The 20993-nt window shown below is 62.3% G+C and carries 18 protein-coding genes; 9 read left to right on the forward strand and 9 right to left on the reverse strand.

The genetic code is table 11. The features are described 5' to 3' along the window. Window positions 1–26 precede the first annotated feature (26 nt). From ABNW52_RS09400 to ABNW52_RS09430, 7 genes are all read right to left on the reverse strand, one after another. The gene (locus ABNW52_RS09400; RefSeq protein WP_349586790.1) at window positions 27–1037 is read right to left on the reverse strand and encodes a TRAP transporter substrate-binding protein; all 1011 of its coding nucleotides are present in this window, start codon (window positions 1035–1037) and stop codon (window positions 27–29) included. A 65-nt stretch (window positions 1038–1102) separates the two neighbouring features. After that, complete coding sequence (locus ABNW52_RS09405) at window positions 1103–2383, reverse strand: TRAP transporter large permease subunit (RefSeq protein ID WP_349586792.1); 1281 nt, start codon at window positions 2381–2383, stop codon at window positions 1103–1105. Window positions 2384–2399: 16 nt separating this feature from the next. Further along, the gene (locus ABNW52_RS09410; protein WP_349586795.1) at window positions 2400–2903 is read right to left on the reverse strand and encodes a TRAP transporter small permease; all 504 of its coding nucleotides are present in this window, start codon (window positions 2901–2903) and stop codon (window positions 2400–2402) included. Window positions 2904–2962: 59 nt separating this feature from the next. Then, a complete protein-coding gene (aroQ, locus tag ABNW52_RS09415) occupies window positions 2963–3409 on the reverse strand; it encodes a type II 3-dehydroquinate dehydratase (protein ID WP_349586798.1) in 447 nt (148 codons plus the stop codon). 407 nt (window positions 3410–3816) lie between these two features. Further along, window positions 3817–5703: a bifunctional sugar phosphate isomerase/epimerase/4-hydroxyphenylpyruvate dioxygenase family protein gene (locus tag ABNW52_RS09420; RefSeq protein ID WP_349586800.1), complete on the reverse strand. Its 1887-nt coding sequence runs from the start codon at window positions 5701–5703 to the stop codon at window positions 3817–3819. A gap of 218 nt (window positions 5704–5921) precedes the next feature. Continuing rightward, the gene (locus ABNW52_RS09425; RefSeq protein WP_349586802.1) at window positions 5922–7634 is read right to left on the reverse strand and encodes a diguanylate cyclase domain-containing protein; all 1713 of its coding nucleotides are present in this window, start codon (window positions 7632–7634) and stop codon (window positions 5922–5924) included. After that, window positions 7631–8674, reverse strand: coding sequence for an extracellular solute-binding protein (locus ABNW52_RS09430; protein WP_349586804.1), 1044 nt, complete (start codon window positions 8672–8674; stop codon window positions 7631–7633). The genes ABNW52_RS09425 and ABNW52_RS09430 overlap by 4 nt, the downstream gene beginning before the upstream one ends. Window positions 8675–9052: 378 nt before the next feature. On the opposite strand from ABNW52_RS09430, the gene hppD reads away from it, so the two are divergent. After that, window positions 9053–10129, forward strand: coding sequence for a 4-hydroxyphenylpyruvate dioxygenase (gene hppD / locus ABNW52_RS09435; protein WP_349586806.1), 1077 nt, complete (start codon window positions 9053–9055; stop codon window positions 10127–10129). 50 nt (window positions 10130–10179) lie between these two features. Next, window positions 10180–12471, forward strand: a complete 2292-nt coding sequence (locus ABNW52_RS09440) for a heavy metal translocating P-type ATPase (protein ID WP_349586809.1) — start codon at window positions 10180–10182, stop codon at window positions 12469–12471. A 93-nt stretch (window positions 12472–12564) separates the two neighbouring features. Here the strand turns inward: ABNW52_RS09440 and ABNW52_RS09445 are convergent, their stop codons facing one another. Together ABNW52_RS09445 and ABNW52_RS09450 are read right to left on the reverse strand one after the other, a co-directional pair. Next, on the reverse strand, window positions 12565–12870 hold the full coding sequence (locus ABNW52_RS09445; protein ID WP_349586811.1) for a DUF2325 domain-containing protein: 306 nt from the start codon (window positions 12868–12870) through the stop codon (window positions 12565–12567). 393 nt (window positions 12871–13263) lie between these two features. Continuing rightward, entirely contained in the window at window positions 13264–14226 is a 963-nt protein-coding gene (locus ABNW52_RS09450) for a tRNA dihydrouridine synthase (RefSeq protein ID WP_349586814.1), read from the reverse strand. Between the two features lie 212 nt (window positions 14227–14438). Here ABNW52_RS09450 and ABNW52_RS09455 point away from each other — a divergent pair, with 212 nt between their 5' ends. From ABNW52_RS09455 to ABNW52_RS09485, 7 genes are all read left to right on the forward strand, one after another. Next, the gene (locus tag ABNW52_RS09455; RefSeq protein ID WP_349586816.1) at window positions 14439–15383 is read left to right on the forward strand and encodes a nucleoside hydrolase; all 945 of its coding nucleotides are present in this window, start codon (window positions 14439–14441) and stop codon (window positions 15381–15383) included. Beyond that, complete coding sequence (locus ABNW52_RS09460) at window positions 15380–15622, forward strand: DUF1653 domain-containing protein (RefSeq protein WP_349586819.1); 243 nt, start codon at window positions 15380–15382, stop codon at window positions 15620–15622. Before ABNW52_RS09455 ends, ABNW52_RS09460 begins: the two co-directional genes overlap by 4 nt. Before the next feature lie 9 nt (window positions 15623–15631). After that, window positions 15632–16534, forward strand: coding sequence for a histone deacetylase family protein (locus tag ABNW52_RS09465; protein ID WP_349586822.1), 903 nt, complete (start codon window positions 15632–15634; stop codon window positions 16532–16534). A gap of 5 nt (window positions 16535–16539) precedes the next feature. Next, a complete protein-coding gene (gene msrA, locus ABNW52_RS09470; RefSeq protein WP_349586824.1) occupies window positions 16540–17076 on the forward strand; it encodes a peptide-methionine (S)-S-oxide reductase MsrA in 537 nt (178 codons plus the stop codon). 136 nt (window positions 17077–17212) lie between these two features. After that, a complete protein-coding gene (locus tag ABNW52_RS09475) occupies window positions 17213–19477 on the forward strand; it encodes a CHASE domain-containing protein (RefSeq protein WP_349586827.1) in 2265 nt (754 codons plus the stop codon). Continuing rightward, window positions 19477–20106 (forward strand): response regulator transcription factor, encoded by a 630-nt coding sequence (locus tag ABNW52_RS09480; RefSeq protein ID WP_349586830.1) that lies wholly within the window; start codon window positions 19477–19479, stop codon window positions 20104–20106. The genes ABNW52_RS09475 and ABNW52_RS09480 overlap by 1 nt, the downstream gene beginning before the upstream one ends. Before the next feature lie 11 nt (window positions 20107–20117). After that, window positions 20118–20993: an NAD kinase gene (locus tag ABNW52_RS09485; protein ID WP_349586832.1), complete on the forward strand. Its 876-nt coding sequence runs from the start codon at window positions 20118–20120 to the stop codon at window positions 20991–20993.

The following is a 20993-nucleotide window of genomic DNA, read 5'->3' on the forward strand; positions in this document are numbered from 1 at the left end:
CGGCGCCGGATTGCGCCGCTACCGGCTTAACGCAGCTTGGCCAGCTCGCTGTTCAGCTCGCTCATCAGCGGCTCGCCGACATCGGCGCTGAACTTCTTGGTCACGCCTTGCAGCTTGATGCGGATGCGGGTTTTTTCGGCGGCCGACAGCTCGTTCACCTTCATGGTGGCCTTGAGTTTGGTCAGCGCCAGGCTGGTGGCTTCGCGGTTGACCTTGCGCTGGTACAGCGTGGCGTCACGCGCGGCCTTCTGGATCAGCGCCTTTTCATCGGCGGACAGCTGGCCCCACAGCTTCTGGCTCACCAGCAGCACTTGCGGGTTGTAGGTATGGCCGGTCAGCGACAGGTACTTCTGCACCTCGTTGAGCTTGGTGCCCAGGATGGTGGCTTCCGGGTTTTCCTGACCATCCACCGCCTTGGTCTCCAGCGCGGTGTACAGCTCGGTAAACGGCATCGGTACCGGGTTGGCACCCAGCACGGAGAACATCTCGATGTACAGTGGCGACTGCACCACGCGCAGCTTCAGGCCGGCGATGTCTTCCATCTTGACCACCGGGCGCACGTTATTGGTGACATGGCGGAAGCCCAGCTCCCAGTAGCCCAGACCCACCAGACCCTTGCCGTTCAGCTTGGCCAGCAGCTTGCTGCCTACCGGGCCATCGACGATGGCATCGGCCTCCTTGCCGCTGTTGAACAGGAACGGCAGGTCGAACATCACGAATTCTTTGGACTGGCTGGCCAGCAGGCCGGCGTTCAGCACGGTGAAATCCACGGTACCACCCTGCAGCGCCGACACGGTCTGCACGTCGCCACCCAGCATGCCGGACGGGAACAGCTTGACTTGGATCTTGCCGCCGGAGGCCTTGCCGATCAGCTCGGCAAACTTGGCGGCGCCCAGCCCCTGCGGGTGATCCTTGGCGTTCAGGAACGAGAAGCGCAGCGTGCGTTCCTTGATATCTGCGGCCAACGTTTGGCCACTGGCGGCCAGACCCAGCAGGGCCACGCCAGTCAGGATGGCGATCTTGTTGAATTTCAGCATGGTGTCTCTCCTAGTGTTATGAGTGCCCGGGTTCTCTCCTCCCCGGGGTACGGCTTGAAAACGGATCAGTGGGCGAACCAGGCGGCCGGCACGGTAACCAGGCTGGGGAACAGCACCAGCAGGAACAGCACCGCCAGTTCGGCAAACAGGAACGGGTTGATGGCGCGGATCAGGTCGCCCATCGAGGTGCGCGTCGCGCCGCACACCACGTTGAGCACCGTGCCCACCGGCGGCGTGATCAGGCCGATGGCAGTGTTGATCACGAACAGCACGCCGAAGTAGATCGGGTCGATGCCGGCTTGCTGCACCACCGGAATCAGCACCGGTGCCAGGATCAGGATGGTGGGCGCCATGTCCATGGCGGTACCTACGGCCACGATGATCAGCATGATCACCAGCATCAGCAGCGTCGGGCTGTCCATCAGCGGCGCCAGCAGGCCGGCCATTTGCGACGGCAGGTCGGCAATGGTGATCATCCACGCCGATACCAGCGAAGCGGCCACCAGGAACATCACCACACCGGTGGTCTGCGCCGACTGGGTAAACACGTGGAACAGCTGCGACGGCTTCAGCTCGCGATACACAAACATAGCGACGAACAGCGAGTACACCGCGGCCACCACGGCGGCTTCGGTAGGCGTGAAGATGCCGAACTTCAGCCCGCCGACGATGATGCCCGGCAGCAGCAAGGCCCAGAAGCCATCGCGGAAGGCGGTCAGCACCTCGGCACGCGACTTGCGCTCGGTCGGCTGGATATTCTCGCTACGTGATACCCACCACCAGGCCAGACACAGCGACAGGCCAATCAGGATGCCCGGCACAATGCCGGCCAGGAACAGCTTGGAGATCGACAGGTTGCCGGCCACCCCCAGCAGGATGAAACCGATACTGGGTGGAATGATCGGCGCGATGATGCCGCCGGCGGCAATCAGCGCACTGGAACGCGCCTGGTCATGGCCGGCACGCACCATCATCGGCACCAGCAGCACCGCCAGCGCGGCGGCATCGGCCACTGCCGAGCCGGACAAGCTGGCCAGGATGCAGGAGGCAATGATCGCCACATAGCCCAGGCCGCCCTTGACGTGACCCACCAGTGCCAGCGCCACGTTGACGATGCGGCGTGACAGGCCGCCGACGTTCATCACCTCGCCAGCCAGCAGGAAGAACGGCACAGCCAACAGAGTGAAGCTGTCCGCGCCATTGATCAGGTTCTGCGCCACGATCTGCGCGTCGAACATGTCCATGTGATACATCAGTGCCACGCCGGACAACAGCAGGGCAAAAGCGATGGGCATGCCGATCGCCATGGCGCCCAGCAGGGAGCCCAGGAAAATAGTCAGTACCATGATTGTGTGCTCCCGCTCATTCGGCCATGTTCAGCTGGGTACCGACATCGGACAGCGGTGCGCCGCCCAGTACCCGCACGATATCCAGTGTCACCAGCAACGCCGACAGCGCACTGAACACCACCCCGGCCGCGTACAACAGACCGGTCGGCAGGCCGGACATCGGCGCCGGCACGCTCATGTTGATCTGCATCTGCTGCCAGCTGCCGCTGCCGAACATCCACAGCAGGTACAGAATGGTGGCCTGGCACAGCAGGTGACAGACCTTTTGCCCGAACATGGGCAGGTGACGGGTCAGGCTATCGACATTGAGGTGGCCTTTTTCGTACACGGCCACGATTGAGGCGAGAAAGGTCATCCACACCATGCTCCAGCGTGACAACTCTTCCGACAGGGTGATGCCGCTGTTGGCGGCATAGCGCAGCACCACATTGGTAAACACCAGTACCACCATGCTGGCCAGCAGCAGGGCCATCATGCCCTTGAGTACCAGCAGCAGCCGTTTGATCCACTTATCCATACAACCTCCGCACAGGTTGGCCGCAGGCACTATCCAGCGCCGCGCCCTACCCGCTTCCGTTACGCTTGCTTGTTCAGATGGCAGGCCAGGTGATGCACTGCCAGGCTGTAACCGTTGATCCCCAGACCGCAAATCACACCACTGGCCACCTTGGAAACATAGGACAGGTGGCGAAAGGCTTCGCGGCGATGAATATTGCTGATGTGCACCTCGATAATCGGGCCGCTGAACGCGGACAAGGCATCCATCAGCGCGATCGAGGTATGGGAATAGCCGGCCGGGTTGATCACGATGCTGCGATGCTGTTCGCGCGCCTCGTGCACCCAGTCGATCAACTGCGCTTCGGCGTTGCTTTGACGGAAGTCGATGGTGAAACCGTATTCGCGTGCCACGCTGCGGCAACCGCGTTCGACATCGGCCATGGTTTCGTGGCCGTAGATATCTGGCTGGCGCTTGCCCAGCAGGTTCAGGTTGGGGCCGTTAAGCACCAGGATGTCGGTGGCCATGTCACACCACCTTCTGCGCGGCCGCGGGTTGCGGCGAAATGGAACGGAACATGCTGCTCTCCTCTTGGACTGTGTCGCTTCTTATATTTTATGTACCGCGTGGTACATAACTAGAGAATGGTACAGCCATTGATGTGTGTCAATGCGCAATTGCCGGCAAAACCAAGTTTTTGTACCGTGCGTTACATTATTGCCACGCTGCGGCGTCACGCACCAAACACATCATGCCAATAGCAATTCATATGAGATAACGGCATGACACCGGCGCTAGCAACATCGACAGCAATCGCGATCCGGACCGCAGCAGGCCAGCGCGCCGGACCGCGGCAACGGCAGCGCACGGCACAAAAAAAAAGCGCCCCGCAGGGCGCCCAAGGAGAGATTGCCGGCCAGGCCGGCAGAGAGCATCAAATGGTCTGGCGACGACGCAGCTGCGCCTGTGCGGCCAACCTTACCGGCGCGTTAGCGGCACCGTACTGGTCGTAGCTGCCGAGCCGCTGCACCATCTCGAAGAAGAAGCGCTCTTCGAACGGCGCCGAATACACATGCAGGAACTCGCCGCCCTGCGCGTCGCGGTCGTACAGCACGTTGTGCGCCTGCAGCCGGGCGACAAAATCATCATCCAGATTGAAACGTGCCAGCAGGTCGTCGTAGTAGTTGTCCGGAATATCCAGCAACGGCACGCCATTGCTGCGCGCCTGCGCCACGGCGGCAAAGATGTCGCTGGTGGAAAAGGCAATGTGCTGCAGGCCGGAGCCCTTGTAGGTGGAGACCGAGCGGGCAATGGCGGTGTTGCGGTTTTCCGAGATGTTCAACGGAATACGCACGCTGTCGTTGCTGCTGCGCACCACCCGGCTCTTCATCAAGCCGTACGGGTCCGGCAGCGTCCACTCGTGCTCGGTGACAAAACCGAACACTGCGCGGAAGTGCAGGATCCAGTTGTCCATGGTTTCCGCCGGCAGGCCGATGGCAAAGTGGTCGATGCGCTGCAGCAGCGCCGGCCCGGAGGTTGGCCGCAAGTCGAAATCCGACTCGTAGATCGAGCCTTCACCGGCATCCACCAGGTATTGCAGGCTGCCATCCGGTGCCCGCACCGCCGGGATGTGGCGCTCGTTCGGGCCAACCCGGCTTTCAAACGATTTGCAGCCATACAGCTTGGCGCGCTGCAGCGCCTGCTGGGCGTGGTCGGTACTGAAAGCCGCGGCGCACAGCGACGGGCCGTGCGACACGTAGAAGGCATGGGCGAAGGAGTCCGGCTCCGCGTTCAGGATCAGGTTGATGTCGCCCTGCTGATACAGCGTCACCGCCTTGGACTTGTGCTCGCCGCTGCGGCTGAAACCAAAACCCTGCAGCGCCTTACCCAGCCGCGCACCAGATTCCTCGTCCACCGCGAACTCCAGGAACTCCACACCTTGATACTGCGCCGGCGGTGGCGGTGCAAACAGCGGCACATCCGGCAGCGACTGTTGCTGCCGCACCAGCGTGGCTAGCGTCATTTCTTCCAGGTAACGCAACGAACGCAGGCCATCGCCTGCGGTGAGGCGGGTCGGCGCCGCGCGGAAGCCGTCATTGAAGATTTCCAGCGACAGCGGACCGCGATAGCCCGCTTGCAGGATCGGCGCCAGGAATGCGCCCAGATCGAAATCGCCCTGCCCCGGAAAACTGCGGAAATGGCGGCTCCACTCCATCACGTCCATGTTCATGATCGGCGCGTCGGCCAGCTGCAGGAACACGATCTTGTCACCGGGAATCTGCGACAGCAGCGACAGATCATCCTTGATCGACAGGGTATGGAAGCTGTCCAGAATGATGCCGAGGTTGGGATGGTTGGCCGCCTGCACCAGCTGCCAGGCATGGCGATAGGAGTAGATATGCTTGCCCCAGGCCAGCGCCTCGTAGCCGACCTGGATGCCGCGCTTGCCGGCCCGCTCCGCCAGCTGGAACAGGTCGTCGGCGATCAGCGCATCGTCGCGGCTGGTATCCGGCGCCACACTGCTGCATACCAGAATGCGGTCGGTGCCCAGTTCGCCCATCAGGTCGAACTTGCGCTCGGCGCGATCCAGATTGCGCCCCAGGCGCTCGCGCGGGCCGCCCTCGAAATCGCGGAACGGCTGGAACAGCATGATTTCCAGCCCCAGGTCGGCGCACATCTGCCGCACGGTGGCCGGGGTGCCATCGAAGTACAGCAGATCGTTTTCAAAGATTTCGACACCGTCGAAACCTGCGGCGGCAATGGCTTCCAGCTTTTCCGGCAGCGTACCGCTGAGTGACACGGTGGCAATGGAATGCTGCATGTCGTCCTCCATCTTGTGGGTTGCGTGGATTTATTATGTACCAAACGGTACATAATAAACAGCACAACCCCGCAGTCGCCTTGTCGCAAGCACCCGACGCCAGCCGCAAATCATTGCAAAGTCATTTTTGCGCAATAAAAATAATACTATGGGCAGTGAAGCAAATAAAAATGCCCGGCAGCACGGCCGGACATGGCACCAAGGAGTGGAGAGTCGTCTCAATCCTGCAACACGGCAAAACCAAAACCGCCACGACCGTTGGCCTTGACGCTGTACATGGCCCGGTCCGCCGCCATCAATAATTGCGGGGCGGTTATGCCATGCTGCGGGAAGATGCTGATGCCGATACTGGCTGCCACCCGCAAGGTTCCGCCCTGGAAGGGAATGCCCGGCGACAGGCAGTCGATCAGCTTGCCGGCAATCAGCGCAGCATCACGCTCGGTATCCGGCCCATCCAGCAACACCACAAATTCATCGCCCCCCAGCCGCGCCACGGTATCGGTGTCGCGCACCGACAGCCGTAGGCGCTGCGCTACGGCCACCAGCACGGCGTCGCCCGCATCGTGCCCCCAGCCGTCGTTGATGTCCTTGAAGTTGTCGAGGTCGATGAACAGCACCGCGGCGCAACCGCCGTGACGCCGGGCGCGGGCAATAGCCAGGTCGAGACGGTCCTGCAGCATGCGGCGATTGGGCAGCTCGGTCAGCGCGTCATACTGCGCCATCTGCTTGAGCTGCTCCTGGCTGGCATGCAGCGAACCAAGCTGCTCGCCGATCTGCCGCTGCATCTGCTGGAAGCTGCGCGCCAGCTCGCCGATTTCATCCTGCCGGTCCAATGGCAGGTAGCCGATTTCCTGCCCGCGGCCAAAAAGGTTGGCCGCAGCAATCAGCTGCCGCAGCGGCCGCAACACCAGCCGGGCCAAAAACAGCGTACCCAGCAGCCCCAGCAGGCCGAAGCCCAGCACGCTGATCATGATCAGCAGGCCCAGGTGCCGCGCCCCTTCCCGCACGCTGGACAAAGGCTGTGCCAGGCCGACATACAGCTGCCCCTCTTCCGAGCGCAGCTTCAGCGGCTGGCGCACAAAGGCCATCACCACCGGCTGCAGCAGGCCGTCGGTGGTGGGCTGCTGAAACACTACCTGGCTCGTCGCGCCCGTCACCAGGCTGCGCGTAGCGGCAAATTCATCCTGCAGCAACACGCGCCGGCCGCGATCGAAACCGAAGGTCTTGCTGTGATCCGGATGGATCAGGATGTCGCCCTGACCATTGGCCAGGAATAGGCGGAAATCCAGCGGCAAGTCCGTCGCCAGCAACGCGAACATGCCATCGACGTCCAGGTTGATCACCACCACGCCCAGCGCTTTGCCGTCGGTGTCGCGCACCGGCATGGCCAGCTGCATCGATGGCCGTTCGGCCCCGGTATAGACGCCACGCTCGTGGTTGATGGTGATGCGCGACATGTACACGGTGCCGCTGGGCAGCTGCAGCGTCTCGGACACGTAGGAAAAGTGCCCCTTTTCCTGCAGGTCGGCCTCCGGCACATTGATGAACGATGGTCCCAGGCGATCCACCCGCACCTGTTCCAGGCCGAAATTGTCGGCCGAGATCAGCCGGATCTGAAAGTAAGCCGGGTTGGCCTGCATCATCAGTTCAAACAGCTCGGCCAGCTGGGCATTCATCTGCGGGTCCGGCTGCTTGAGCGTGCGCCGTACCGACGGGTGGTTGGCCAATACCTGCAGGTTGCGGGCGATTTCCTCCAGCGAGGTATCCACCCGCCGGCCCAGCACCTGGGTGGCTGCCACCAGCGATTGCTGCGACGACTCCACCAGCAGGCTACGGCTGACGCCATAGCTGTAAGCACCGGTCAGCGCGGAGGCACAGATACCGACTGCGGCCAACAGCAGGGCCAGTTTGACCGCAATGCCGTACTTCATGGTTGCAATACCTTGCCAGCGCGATCCCCCGCCAGGATGCGCCCCCACAGCTTGTCGCGGCGCTCTTCGCTTTCCGCCGGCTCCAGCCAGACAATGCGCGCCGTATTCTTGAAGTACGGCGACGGCGATGTGGTATTCGCCAGCCCCTGCCGCTGCAGCAGCACCCGGCCCGGCATGTCGTCGAGCACGTAGTTGATCCAGCGCGTGGCCAGCGGCATATCACGCACGCCGCGGCTGATGGCCCAGCAATCCAGCCAGGCCAGCGCCCCTTCGCGTGGAATGGCATAGCCGACATCGACATTGGCCGCTTTCAACAGCTGCAGCTGCTGCGAGCCAAAGTTGGCAAACATCAGGGCAGCGCGACGCTCCTTGAACAGCGCGACCGACTCAGCCGGCCCGGTATAGAACGCGCTGGCATTGCGCCGCAGCGCAATCAGCTGGGCCACCGCGGCCGGCCACTGTTGCTCGCCGATATGGAACGGCGACGGCAGCGCCAGCACCTGCGCCGCCAGCGAGAAGCTGTGCACCCCGCCGTTATACGCAATGATCTTGCCCTGATAGCGCTTGTCCCACAGCGCGGTAATGCTGTCCGGCGCCACCGGGATTTGCTTGCGGTCGTAGATCAGCCCCATCTCGGAATAGGTGTAGGGGATGGCGTAGGTTTTACCGCCATGCACCAGGCCGGGAATGCCCTGCCGCTGTCGAAAGCGCGGCAGCTGCCGCGTCAGGTTGGGGATCGCCGCGGTATTGATTTCGGTTACCAGCCCCTGGTGGATATAACGCTGCAACTCGGCGGTATTGACGGCAAAAATATCGAAATTCGCGCCATTGTCCTCGTTCAGCTTGCGCCATAAATCCGCATCGGATTCAACAATGGTGACTTCGACTTTGCTATTGGTGCGCTGCTCGAATTCCTTTACCACATCAGCATCGGCATAACCCGGCCATGCCAATACCCGCAGCACCCCGTCGGCCAAGGCTGGCAGTGGTGATAGCAGCAAGAGCGCAGTGGTAAGCAGTCGGCGCCAGTCAGCAAGCATTTGTATTACTTTCCATTAACATATTGATATGTGCGGTAGCGGAGAATCATTTTCATTTAGCTGGCTAGTTTTGCCAGAAATATTAAAGATCCCGCCCTAATTAACGCGGTTACCTATTAAATATCACCGCTTAATCCGTAACGGCAAGCCTTCGACGTGCCCGCTAAAGTTTTGGCGGCCATTCATGTCATACAACTCATTTATGGCATATTTTGTATTGCCAAAATCGTGTTTTATCCGCAAAAACCTCACCGCATTACCGACACCCCGCAAACCCAAGCCACAGGCATAAACAGGCAACCGGCAACAACGCCAGCTATTGTTGTTGGTAAGAGCTGGACACTCGCCACAGCACGCACCCATTGAGGAGGCATCACCATGGCTGACCTGTTCGACAATCCCCTGGGCCTGATGGGCTTCGAGTTCGTGGAGTTTGCCTCGCCCGCCCCCGGCACGCTGGAGCCAATATTCACCATGCTGGGCTTTGCCAAAGTGGCGCATCACCGCTCCAAGGACGTAGATCTTTATCGTCAAGGTGGCATTAACTTTATCCTGAATAACGAACCGCACAGTCTGGCGGCGTACTTTGCCGCCGAGCACGGCCCCTCGGCCTGCGGCATGGCGTTCCGCGTACGCGATGCACACCATGCCTATCGCCGGGCGCTGGAGCTGGGCGCGCAGCCGGTTGACATCCCCACCGGGCCGATGGAGCTGCGACTGCCGGCCATCAAGGGGATTGGCGGTGCCCCGCTCTACCTGATCGACCGCTTCGAAGACGGCAAGTCCATCTACGATATCGACTTCGAGTTTCTGCCCGGTGCCGATCCACACCCGCCGGGCTACGGTTTCAAGCTGATCGACCACCTGACTCACAATGTGTATCGCGGGCGCATGAGCTATTGGGCGTCGTTCTACGAGCGACTGTTCAACTTTCGCGAGATCCGCTATTTCGACATCAAGGGTGAATACACCGGGCTGACCTCCCGCGCGATGACCGCGCCAGACGGGCTGATCCGCATTCCGCTCAACGAAGAAGGCGGCTCGGGCCATGGCCAGATCGAAGAATTCCTGATGCAGTTCAACGGCGAGGGCATTCAGCATATCGCACTGCTGACCGATGACCTGCTCGCCAGCGTGGACCAGCTGCAAGCCGCCGGCGTGCCACTGATGACGGCGCCTCCTGCCACCTATTACGAGATGCTGGACGAACGCCTGCCCGGGCACGGCGAACAGACGGTGCAGCTGCAGACACGCGGCATCCTGCTGGATGGCACGACGGGCGACGGCAACCGCCGGCTGCTATTGCAGATTTTCTCGCAGACCCTGCTGGGGCCGGTGTTCTTTGAGTTCATCCAGCGCAAGGGCGACGACGGCTTTGGAGAGGGCAACTTCAAGGCACTGTTCGAATCGATGGAGCGCGACCAGATACGCCGCGGGGTGTTGCAGAAACCCTGATACGGTCTGGCGCTTGCCCGACGCTGCAGCCCCTTACGGAAAGGCTAGTCTTGTCACTCCCCATTACCGCACGCCTGAATCATGTGCTGCTGCTGATCGCGATCGCCACCTTGCTGGCCGGTGGTGCCTGCTACTTACTGGCCGCCCCCGCCCTTGCGCAGCAGCTGTGGCTGGCCGGGGTGCTACCGGTGCTAATCGCGCTGCTGTACGACACGGTGCGCAGCCTGCTGCAACGCAAGGCCGGGGTGGATATTCTGGCGCTGCTATCCATCCTGCTGGCGCTGTCACTGGGCGAAGTGCTCACCGCCGCCGTCATCGGCCTGATGCTGGCCAGCGGCCGCACACTGGAAGACTACGCCGCCGCGCAGGCGCAGCAGGAAATGACAGCCCTGCTGCAGCATGCGCCACGCTACGCCCACCGTTTTGAAAATGGCCAATGGCTCAAGATCGACATCAAGGAGATTGCCGCCGGCGACCGCCTACTGGTGCGCAACGGCGAAGTCGTGCCTGCCGATGGCAACCTGCTTACCGCCGCCATCCTGGATGAATCCACGCTGACCGGCGAACCGCTGCCGGTAAAACGCGCCGCCGGCGAAGCCCTGCACAGCGGCGCCATCAATGCCGAGCAGGCTTTCGAAATGCTGGCGACCGCCAACAGCGAGCACAGTACCTTCGCCGGCATCGTGCAACTGATGCGCCAGGCACAACAGCAACAAAGCCCATCCAGCCGGATGGCCGACCGTTACGCACTGCTGTTTGTCCCGCTGACGCTGTTCATCGCCTTGTTTGCCTGGCTGATCAGCCAGGACTTGACCCGCGTACTGGCCGTACTGGTAGTCGCCACGCCCTGCCCGCTGATCCTGGCAGTGCCGGTGGCCATCGTCTCCGGCATGTCCAGCTGCGCCCGCCGTGGCGTACTGGTGAAAAGTGGTGCCGCGCTGGAGCAGCTGGCGCAGGCGGATACGCTGTTTTTCGACAAGACCGGCACGCTGACCGGTGGCCACGCCCGGCTGGCCATCATCCAGACCTCGACTGGCATCAAGGCCGACAACGTGCTGTGGTTGGCCGCATCGCTGGAGCAGGCCTGTAACCACGTACTGGCAGAGTCGGTCGTCAGCGCGGCGCGCGAGCACGGCATTGCACTGGCCCTGCCACTGCAGACCAAGGAAACCCCGGGCGCGGGCATTAGTGGCGACATTGCCGGCCATCACGTGGCAGTGGGCTCCTATGATTTTGTCAGCAGCCAGGCCATCCCCGCCCCCTGGAGTCCGCTGTTTCTGCAACGGCTGGGTTATGAAGGCGCCAGCGGTGTGTTTGTCAGCATGGATGGCTTCATGGTGGGCGCCCTACAGCTAATGGACAAGCTGCGACTGGATACCCCGCGCGCGCTACGCCGGCTGTCGCTGGCCGGCATGCGCCGCATCGTCATGCTGACGGGCGATCGCAAGGACATTGCCAACACCCTTGGCTCACAACTGGGCGTCACCGAAGTGCTGGCCGAACAAACCCCGGCGGATAAGCTGGCGGCGATCCGGCAGGCGCGCCAGCAAGGCATCGTGGTAATGGTGGGTGATGGCGTGAATGATGCCCCGGCACTGGCCGCCGCCGATGTCGGGGTGGCCATGGGCGCCCGCGGTGCTGCAGCGGCAGCGGAAGCAGCCGATATCGTGCTGCTGGTAGACCGGCTGGACCGGCTGGTAGAAGCGCTGCACATGGCCCGCCGCGCGCGGCGCATTGCCGCCCAAAGCGTCATCGTGGGCATGGGGCTGTCCATCGTCGCCATGTTGGCCGCAGCACTGGGGCACTTGCCGCCGATCGCTGGCGCACTGCTGCAAGAGGTCATTGATGTGGCCGTGATCCTGAACGCCTTGCGCGCCCGCCAGAGCGGGCCGAGTGCCGCCAATCAGATGTCGCCGCAAGATGCGGCAGAGCTGAGCGCCGAGCACCGCGAGCTGGAGTCACTGCTCGGCCAGGTGGCGCAGCTGGCCGACCGCCTGCCCGACCTGCCCGGCCCGCAGGCGGTTGCCGAGTTGACCAGCTTGCACCTGGCACTCAACGAGCAACTGCTGCCGCACGAACAGCAGGAGGATCACGAGCTGTACCCGCAACTGGCACGCAAACTGGGGGGTGACGACCCGATGGCGGCGATGAGCGGCACTCATCGCGAGATTTTCCGCATCACCCGGCTGCTGGACTGCCTGATTGGCGACTTGCCGGTCGATGGCCCCAGCCCGCAGGCAGTGCAAGAGCTGCAACGGCTGCTGTACGGCCTGGATGCCATCCTGCATCTGCATTTTTCGCAGGAAGAAGAGCTGTACCACAGCCTGAGCAACCCGCCCTGAGCTACGCCGGACAACGGAACCACCACCTGTTTCCACTGGTAACAGCCACTATCGAGCCAATATCCCGCTTGCAGCACAGCGCGCCGCCAGCGCTCAGCTAGCCTGCAACGGTTTGGCACAGCCACGACGCCCGGCTGCCGCATCCGGCTCACCCTGACGTTTGCGGCCAACATAGGCCACGCTGATCTGTCGCTCCCGCGCCAGGTCTTTCATGCGTCGAGCCAGGTTGTGATTGATGAAGTCCAGCATGATCACCATGTGCGCCACCCCGGCCGGCAGCGGCCGGGTGAGATCCGCCGGCTTCCGCCCGCTCCAGTGCACGATATCGCCATAGCCGGACGCCAGCAACGCACGCCGCGCGGTATCGATGCGATCACCTCCGACAATCATTGCCTTCATGGTTCACCTCCCTTGACATGACCACACTGTAGCCAGGCAAAGGTTGCCCGCAGAACCAAGAAAAAGCGCATTGCTTATCAGTGGATATCGCGCGAGCGGATGGCGTGCTTTGTTTGCGGTGCGGACCCGCGGATGGCTGACGGATGGGGATCAATCGTTCGGCTGCACATCGCGGAACGACGGCAGGTTGACGGCATCTGCGTGGCACACACAGTTGCATCTTGCGCAAGGAATGACGGACAAAAAAATAACCTCCTGAATCGTCACGTCCAGGAGGCTTTATAAGTTACGGACTCGCCGTGATTCCTGAACTGCTAGCGAGGAACGCGCAGTAATCCAAGAACTGTTTGAATGATACGTGCAGGACCCCGCTGCGACTATTCGTAAAAATACCTAGCCTTGTTGCGCGGCTTTTTGCAGCGCACTCACCAGCTGGGAAAAATCAGTCACAGCCTTGATTTCATTGAACATTTTATCTGCCGCGCAATAGTTGCGGCGCAACAACTTCAACCATTGCTTGGTACGGCTCAGTGCATAGTTGCCGTTGGCCGCACGCAAGTGACATTGTTCGGCCAAGTCCAGTATCCACGGCAGCATGTCATGCCATGCCATTGGCGGCGGGATTTCGCCATGCTGCTGCATGTGCTTGATGCGCAAAGCCAAGTCTGGTGCCGACACCAGGCCACGGCCGATCATGACGGTGTCGCAACCACTCACCTCGCGGATAGTGCGATAGTCTTCCGGCGTCCACACCTCGCCATTGGCGATAACCGGGATGCTGACGGCTTCGCGAATGCGCGCCAGCCACTCCCAATGCGCCGGCGGCTTGTAGCCCTCTACCTTGGTACGGGCATGCACGGTCAGCTCATCGGCCCCGGCGCTGGCAATCGCCTGTGCGCACGCCAGCGTCAGACTGGTGTCTTCGTAGCCCAGACGCATTTTGGCGGTAACCGGCGTAGCGGCAGGCACCGCCGCCCGCACCGCCTTGACGATCTGGTGCAGCAGTTCCGGCTCTTTCAGCAACACAGCGCCGCCGCGATGTCGATTGACAGTCGGCGCCGGACAGCCAAAATTCAGATCGACGGCAGTCGCCCCCAGCTCGGCAGCGCGCACCGCGTTGGCTGCCAGCCAGTCGATATCCGACCCCAACAGCTGTACGCGCAACGGCGTGCCACTACGGGTAAGGGAGGCGTTATCCAGTTCGGGGGCCAGGCGGTGGAAGGTACGCGTCGGCAACAGCGAGTTGGTCACCCGGACAAATTCGGTGACACACAGGTCGATGCCACCGATACGCGTCAGAACGTCGCGCATGATGTCGTCAACCAGCCCTTCCATCGGAGCCAGAACGATTTTCATGAAACATGCCAGTAAGCAGGAGCCCGGATTGTATACAAGCCACTCCAACCGCACCACGACAACCGGAGACCAGTAGCGGGATGCACAGGGCGTTACGCCAGGCCCAGGTCGGGGCAGCAACCACCCCTTGCCACAAGGACAGTAATGCTTGACGCCGCGTGGCAAAGCACAGATTCTCGCCCGTCTTTTACGGCACCAGGCACAAGAACATCATGACGGATAAACGCGCCATCATTATCGATACGGACCCGGGGCAGGATGACGCAGTGGCGATTCTGGCGGCCTTGGGCGCACCCGAGCTGGATGTACTGGGCATCACCGCCGTTGCCGGCAACGTGCCGCTGGCGCTGACGCAGCGCAATGCTCGCATCATCTGCGAGTGGGCCGGCCGGCCGGAAGTACCTGTGTTTGCAGGCGCAGCGAGCCCGCTGCTGCGCCCGCTGGTTACCGCAGAACACGTGCATGGCAAGACCGGCATGGATGGTGTCCCGCTGCACGAGCCCACCATGCCGCTGCAACCGCAGCATGCCGTCGACTTTATCGTGCACACCCTGCGCAGCCGCCCCGTCGGCAGCGTGACCCTGTGCGCGCTGGGGCCGCTGACCAACCTGGCGCTGGCACTGCGCCTGGCGCCGGACATCGCACCGCGCATCAAGGAAATCGTGCTGATGGGCGGCAGCTATTTCGAAGGTGGCAACATCACGCCGGCGGCGGAGTTCAACATTTATGTCGACCCGCACGCCGCCGACGTGGTGCTGCGCTGCGGCGCGCCCATCGTGATGATGCCGCTGGATGTCACCCACAAGGCGCGCACCTCGGCCGAGCGCATCGGCTGGCTGCGCGCCCTGCCCAACCGCGCCGGCAATCTGGCTGCCGACACCATGACCACGCTGGAGCGCTACGATGTGCAGCGCTATGGCGAGTTTGGCGCGCCGCTGCACGACCCGACGGTAATCGCCTACCTGCTGCAACCCGCACTGTTCAGTGGCCGTCAGGTCAATGTCGCCGTGGAGCTGGCCGGCGAGCTGACGTTGGGCGCCACTGTGATCGACTGGTGGGGCGTCAGCGGCCGTGCGGCCAACGTGCACTACATGACCGAAGTCGATGCCGACGGTTTTTTCCGGCTGCTGGCCAACTGCCTGGCGCAGCTGCCATGAACGAGGACACCAATATGACGCAACCGACACTGCCAGCCGGCCGTTACCAGCACTACAAGGGCGGCCTGTACCAGGTGCTGGGCGTGGCGCGACATTCCGAGAGCGCCGAATTGCTGGTGGTCTACCGCCCGCTGTACGGCGAGATGGCGCTGTGGGTACGACCGTTGAGCATGTTTACCGAGCAAGTACAGATCGCCGGCGAGTGGCAGCCACGTTTTCGCCTGTTGCAAGCCGATTAGCTGCGTCACATGTTGATCTTCCGCACCGACCAGTACCCGTTGCCGCTACCGGCCGGGCATCGCTTTCCCGCCGAAAAATATGCGTTACTGGCAGATGCCGTCGCCCGGCTGGCGCCCGCGCAGCTGGATATCGCGCCAGCCGCCACGCACGATGAACTAATGCTCGCGCATGCGGCCAACTATGTTATGGCCCTGTTCGATGGCAGCATCGACGCAAGCAGCATGCGCGAGATCGGCCTGCCGTGGAGCCCGGAGCTGGTGGAGCGCAGCGCCCGCTCGGTCGGCGCCACCATCGGCGCAGCCCGCAGTGCGCTGCAGTACGGGGCTGGCATCAATCTGGCGGGTGGCACGCACCATGCCGGCCATGCCAAGGGCAGTGGTTTTTGCGTGTTCAATGATGTGGCGGTCACCATTCGGCTGTTGCAACGGGAAGGCCGCATTCGCCGTACCGCGGTCATCGACCTGGACGTTCACCAGGGCAACGGCACCGCCGAGCTATTTCAGGGCGATGGCAATGTTTTCACACTGTCGCTGCATGGCGAAAAGAACTTCCCGTTCCGGCGCACGCCGTCTACGCTGGATGTGGGGGTTGCCGACAACACCAGGGATGACGCTTACCTGCAGCTGCTGGATGACGCGCTGCACACCCTGGCGGCCAACTTCCAGCCGGACCTGGTGTTCTACCTGGCCGGCGCCGACCCATATGCGGGCGACCGCCTGGGCCGGCTGTCGCTGAGCAAGGCAGGCCTGCTTGCCCGCGACCGCCGCGTGTTCGACCTGTGCGAACAGCGGCAATGGCCACTGGCGCTGGTGATGGCCGGTGGTTATGCCGTACCGATCAGCGATACGGTGGACATCCATGTGCAGACAGTGCGCGAGCTACTGTCGCGTCATCACCCGAAAGGAGGTTGATCTCTATGGAACCTGTAACCGCCACATTTGCCGGCGGCTGCTTCTGGTGTACCGAAGCAGTGTTTCGCCAGCTGGACGGGGTGGTCGATGTTACCCCCGGCTATATAGACGGACATCTGGAGGATCCGGATTACGAACGTGTCTGCCACGGCAATACCGGTCATGCCGAAGCCATCGAGCTGACGTACCTGCCAGACAGGGTCAGCTACCAGACTTTGCTGCAAGTGTTTTTTCTGACCCACGACCCCACTACGCTGAATCGCCAGGGCCATGACATCGGTACCCAGTACCGCTCGGCGATATTTGCCCACGATCAGGCACAGCTACAGGCAGCACGCGACATGATCGCCAACCTGGAAGCCTCCGGCAGTTACGACGCCCCCATTGTCACCGAAGTGAAAATGGCACCGCGCTTTTATGCCGCCGAGCACTTCCACCACAATTACTTCTCGCATAACCAGACGGCGGGCTATTGCCAGGTCGTCATCGCACCCAAGCTTTATAAGCTGCATGAACAGCACCCGGAGTTGCTGAAAGCCTGATGGCTGCGGGGCTGGCACGGCCAGCTCCGTTCGCACTCCCCTGCACATAGCCTTGCGCTACAATGGCGGCATTGCCTGCGCCAGTCACCTGTCATTGTCGATGCCCACCAAAAAATCAGAAAAGCTTTTCGCCAACATGCCGTCACTCGATTCGTGGTGGCGCATGATTGGCGACCTTTCCATGCGGGTAAAGGCCAGCTTTGTGTTGCTGTGGCTGCTGCTGTCACTGGCCATCCTGCTTGCCGCGCTGTTCCTTACCGAAGAGAGCCGCCAGCAACAGTTTGAAGCCGCCACTCTGCACATCAAGAAGACCCTGGAAGAACGGCTGCTGATCTGTGAAACCGCCATCTACGGCTTTGCCGAGCTGTCTGCGGCCAACTATGGTAGCGAACAGACCCGCCTGCGCCAGTTTGCGCAGAATATCGGCACCCGCTACCCCTACATCTACCTGATGGGTTTTCAGCCCACCGTCAGCCTGGCCGATCGCGAAGGCTTTGAAGCCGCGATGAGCTTTCGCAGCAAGCACCCGTTTTTCATCAAGGATTACAACGGCCAAAAGGACAGCGGCTGGCAGCAGGCCCAGTTCTGGCGCCCGGCCCCGGCCCGTCCGTACTACATCCCGCTGGTGGACGCCCAACCGGCCAGCGCCCGGCGTTACGACTTCATGACCGGCCTCGACATCGCCCGCGACCAGGTGCTGGGGCCGGCGGTACTGCAGGCTATTCGCAGCGGCGAGATCGAAGTCACCCCACCGTTCAACCTGCAGGACGGCGAACACGGTTTCGGCTACCTCAAGGCGGTGTACCGCGAAGGCGTGGCACCGGAAACCGTGGCCGAGCGGCAAGACAGCGTGATCGGCATCATCCTGCTGGGAGTACGTGCCGAAACCCTGCTGACCGTGCAAGGCGACAGCAGCCGCCAGCTGGACTTGCGGCTGCTGCCCAACGACCCGCAGCAGCCGCTTGGCAGCATCGGCACGCACCCGGCGGCCACCATCTCCACCGCCAGCAGCGGCTGGCTGCACCAGATGCTGTTCCCCTCGCGGCAGATGCAGCTGTCCATCGAGCGCGATTACTTCCCCTATCGACTGGAGGTATTTCGCGGTGACGATGCCAACCGCATTCCGCCGCCCCTGTACGGACTGGCCCTGGGCTCCGGCGCATTCATCGCCGCGCTGCTGCTGCTGATTGCGGCCTCGCAGAACAACGAGCGACTGCAAAGCGAGCGCTACCACGAGACCCTGCACCGCGAACGGCAGCAGGCGCTGATCACCCTGGAAAGCATCGACGATGCAGTACTGGTGATTGATGGCGACTACCGCGTGGAGTACCTCAACCCCAAGGCCGCCCTGCTACTGGGCGTATCGCAGCAACGCTCGGTCGGCATGCTGCTGAGCGAAGTGTGGAAGGTGCGCTTTGAACTGGCGCGCGGAGCGATTGCCGACCCGGTGGCGGCGTGCCGCCAGCAACTGCAGCGCATCGAGCTGCCGGAGAACGCCTGCCTGCTGCGTCCGGACGGCCAGGGCGCCTTCATCGAAGGCACCGTATCGCCGCTGCTGGATCAGGACGACAACCTGCGCAGTATCGTCATCACCTTCCGTGACATGGCGCCGCTGCGCCAGCGCATGGCCGAGGCGCTGGAACGCAGCGAACAGCGCCTGAAGCAGCACCAGGCCGAACTGGCGCGCGTCGCGCGCATCAACACCCTGGGCGAGATGACCTCCGGCATCGCGCACGAGATCAACCAACCGCTGTCGGCGATTGTCAGCTACAACGAAGCCTGCCTCAGCATGCTGGAAGACGAGGAGCCGGATCGCATCCTGCTCAAGACCGCGCTGTTCTCCTCGGTGAAACAGGCGCAAAGAGCTGGGCATATCGTCAAAAAACTAAGAGAATTCGTCGCCAGCAAGCAGGCCGAGCTGAGCGCAGTGGATGTCAATCAGGCAGTGCTCAATGTCATCACGCTGATTGAGTCGGAGTTGCGCGATCATGCCGTCACCGTCGACACCGACCTAGCCGGTGAACTGCCGCGCGTGCAGGCCGATGCCATCCAGGTAGAGCAAGTGGTGATGAACCTGTGCAAGAACGCCATGGAAGCGCTGATGGACCTGCCGGGCGAGCGCCGGCTGTTCATCTACAGCGAACCACGCGGCCAACGTGTGCGCGTCGGTGTGCGCGACAACGGCCCGGGCATGCCGGCCGACACGCTGCAAAAAGTGTTTCAGCCGTTTTTCAGCTCCAAGTCGCAAGGCATGGGGCTGGGGCTGACCATCAGCCATACCATTATTGAAAACATGGGCGGGGTACTGCATGCCGGCAACCTCGATACCGGCGGTGCCGAATTCTACTTCGAGCTGCCCATGATCAAGCCGCAGGGCGAAACAGAAGGAGCAAGAGCGTAATGCCAGCCATGACCCCGACAATCTTTGTCATCGATGACGACCCGGCCGTGCGCGATTCGCTGGCGTTGCTGATCGGCACCCAGGGCATGCGCGTGCAGACCTTTGAGCACGCCGAGGCATTCCTGCAGAAATTCCACCCGGACGAGATTGGCTGCCTGGTACTGGACATCCGCATGCCGGAAACCTCCGGCCTGGCGCTGCAGGATATCCTGAACCTGCGCAACATCCGCATGCCCATTATTTTCATTACCGGCCACGGCGACATCGAGGAATGCCGGCGCGCCTTCCGTGGCGGTGCGGTGGACTTCCTCACCAAGCCGATCAATGCGCCACAGCTGCTGGACAGTCTGAAAAAGGCCATCCGCATCAGCATCCAGCAGCAGGAGCAGGTATCCGCCACCCAGGACGTACGGCAGAAGCTGGAGCGCATTACCGACCGCGAGCGGCTGATCCTGCGCCACGTGGCCGAAGGCCTGTCCAGCAAGGAAATCGCCCGCGAGCTGGACCTGTCGCCGCGCACGGTGGAAGCCCACCGTGCCAAGCTGTTCGAAAAACTTGAAATCAACTCACTGGCCGAGCTGGTGCGCTTCTATCTGCACGCACTGGAAGCCACCCAACCCAGCCAATAGCAAGCCTCACCATGACCCGACTCTTCAACAAAATCGGCCTGGTTGCCCGCCACGGCAAACCGCACATCATCGAATCGCTGCTGGGGTTGGCCGCACACCTGACCAAGCGCGGCTTCCACGTTCTGGTCGACAAGGACAGCTGTGACAACACCCATGTCGCCGGCTACCCGATCGTCGACCGCGACGACCTGGGCAAGCTGGCCGATCTGGTGATCGTGCTGGGCGGCGACGGCACCATGCTGTCGGTTGCCCGCGTGCTGGCACCCTACCGCGTACCGCTGGTCGGTATCAATCAGGGCCGGCTGGGCTTCATGACCGACATTCCGCTGCACGAAATGCTGGTGGCGGTGGACGGCATTCTCGACGGCCAATTCGTGCCGGAAGAACGCATCCTGCTGCATGCCTCGGTGATCCGCGAAGATGCCGAAGTGGTCAGCGCCCTGGCGCTGAACGACGTGGTAATCAGCCGCGGCTCGCTGGGCTCGATGATCGAGTTCGAGGTGTTCGTCGACAACCAGTTTGTCTACAGCCAGCGCTCCGACGGCCTGATCATCAGCACCCCCACCGGCTCCACCGCCTACTCGCTGGCCTCCGGCGGCCCGATCCTGCACCCCACGCTGCAGGCCTTTGCGCTGGTACCGATCTGCCCGCAATCGCTGTCCAACCGCCCGATCGCGGTCAGCAACAACTGCGAGGTGGAGTTCATGCTCACCCGCGGGCTGGACACCAAGGTGCACTTCGACGGCCAGTCGCACTGCGACCTGATGGAAATGGACCGCGTGATCATCCGCAGCTACCGCAACACGCTGAAGATCCTGCACCCGGTCGGCTACAACTACTACGACATGCTGCGCCACAAGCTCCACTGGGGCGAGCGCCTGCTGTGA

Source organism: Vogesella oryzagri (assembly GCF_040148885.1).
GTDB lineage: Bacteria > Pseudomonadota > Gammaproteobacteria > Burkholderiales > Chromobacteriaceae > Vogesella > Vogesella oryzagri.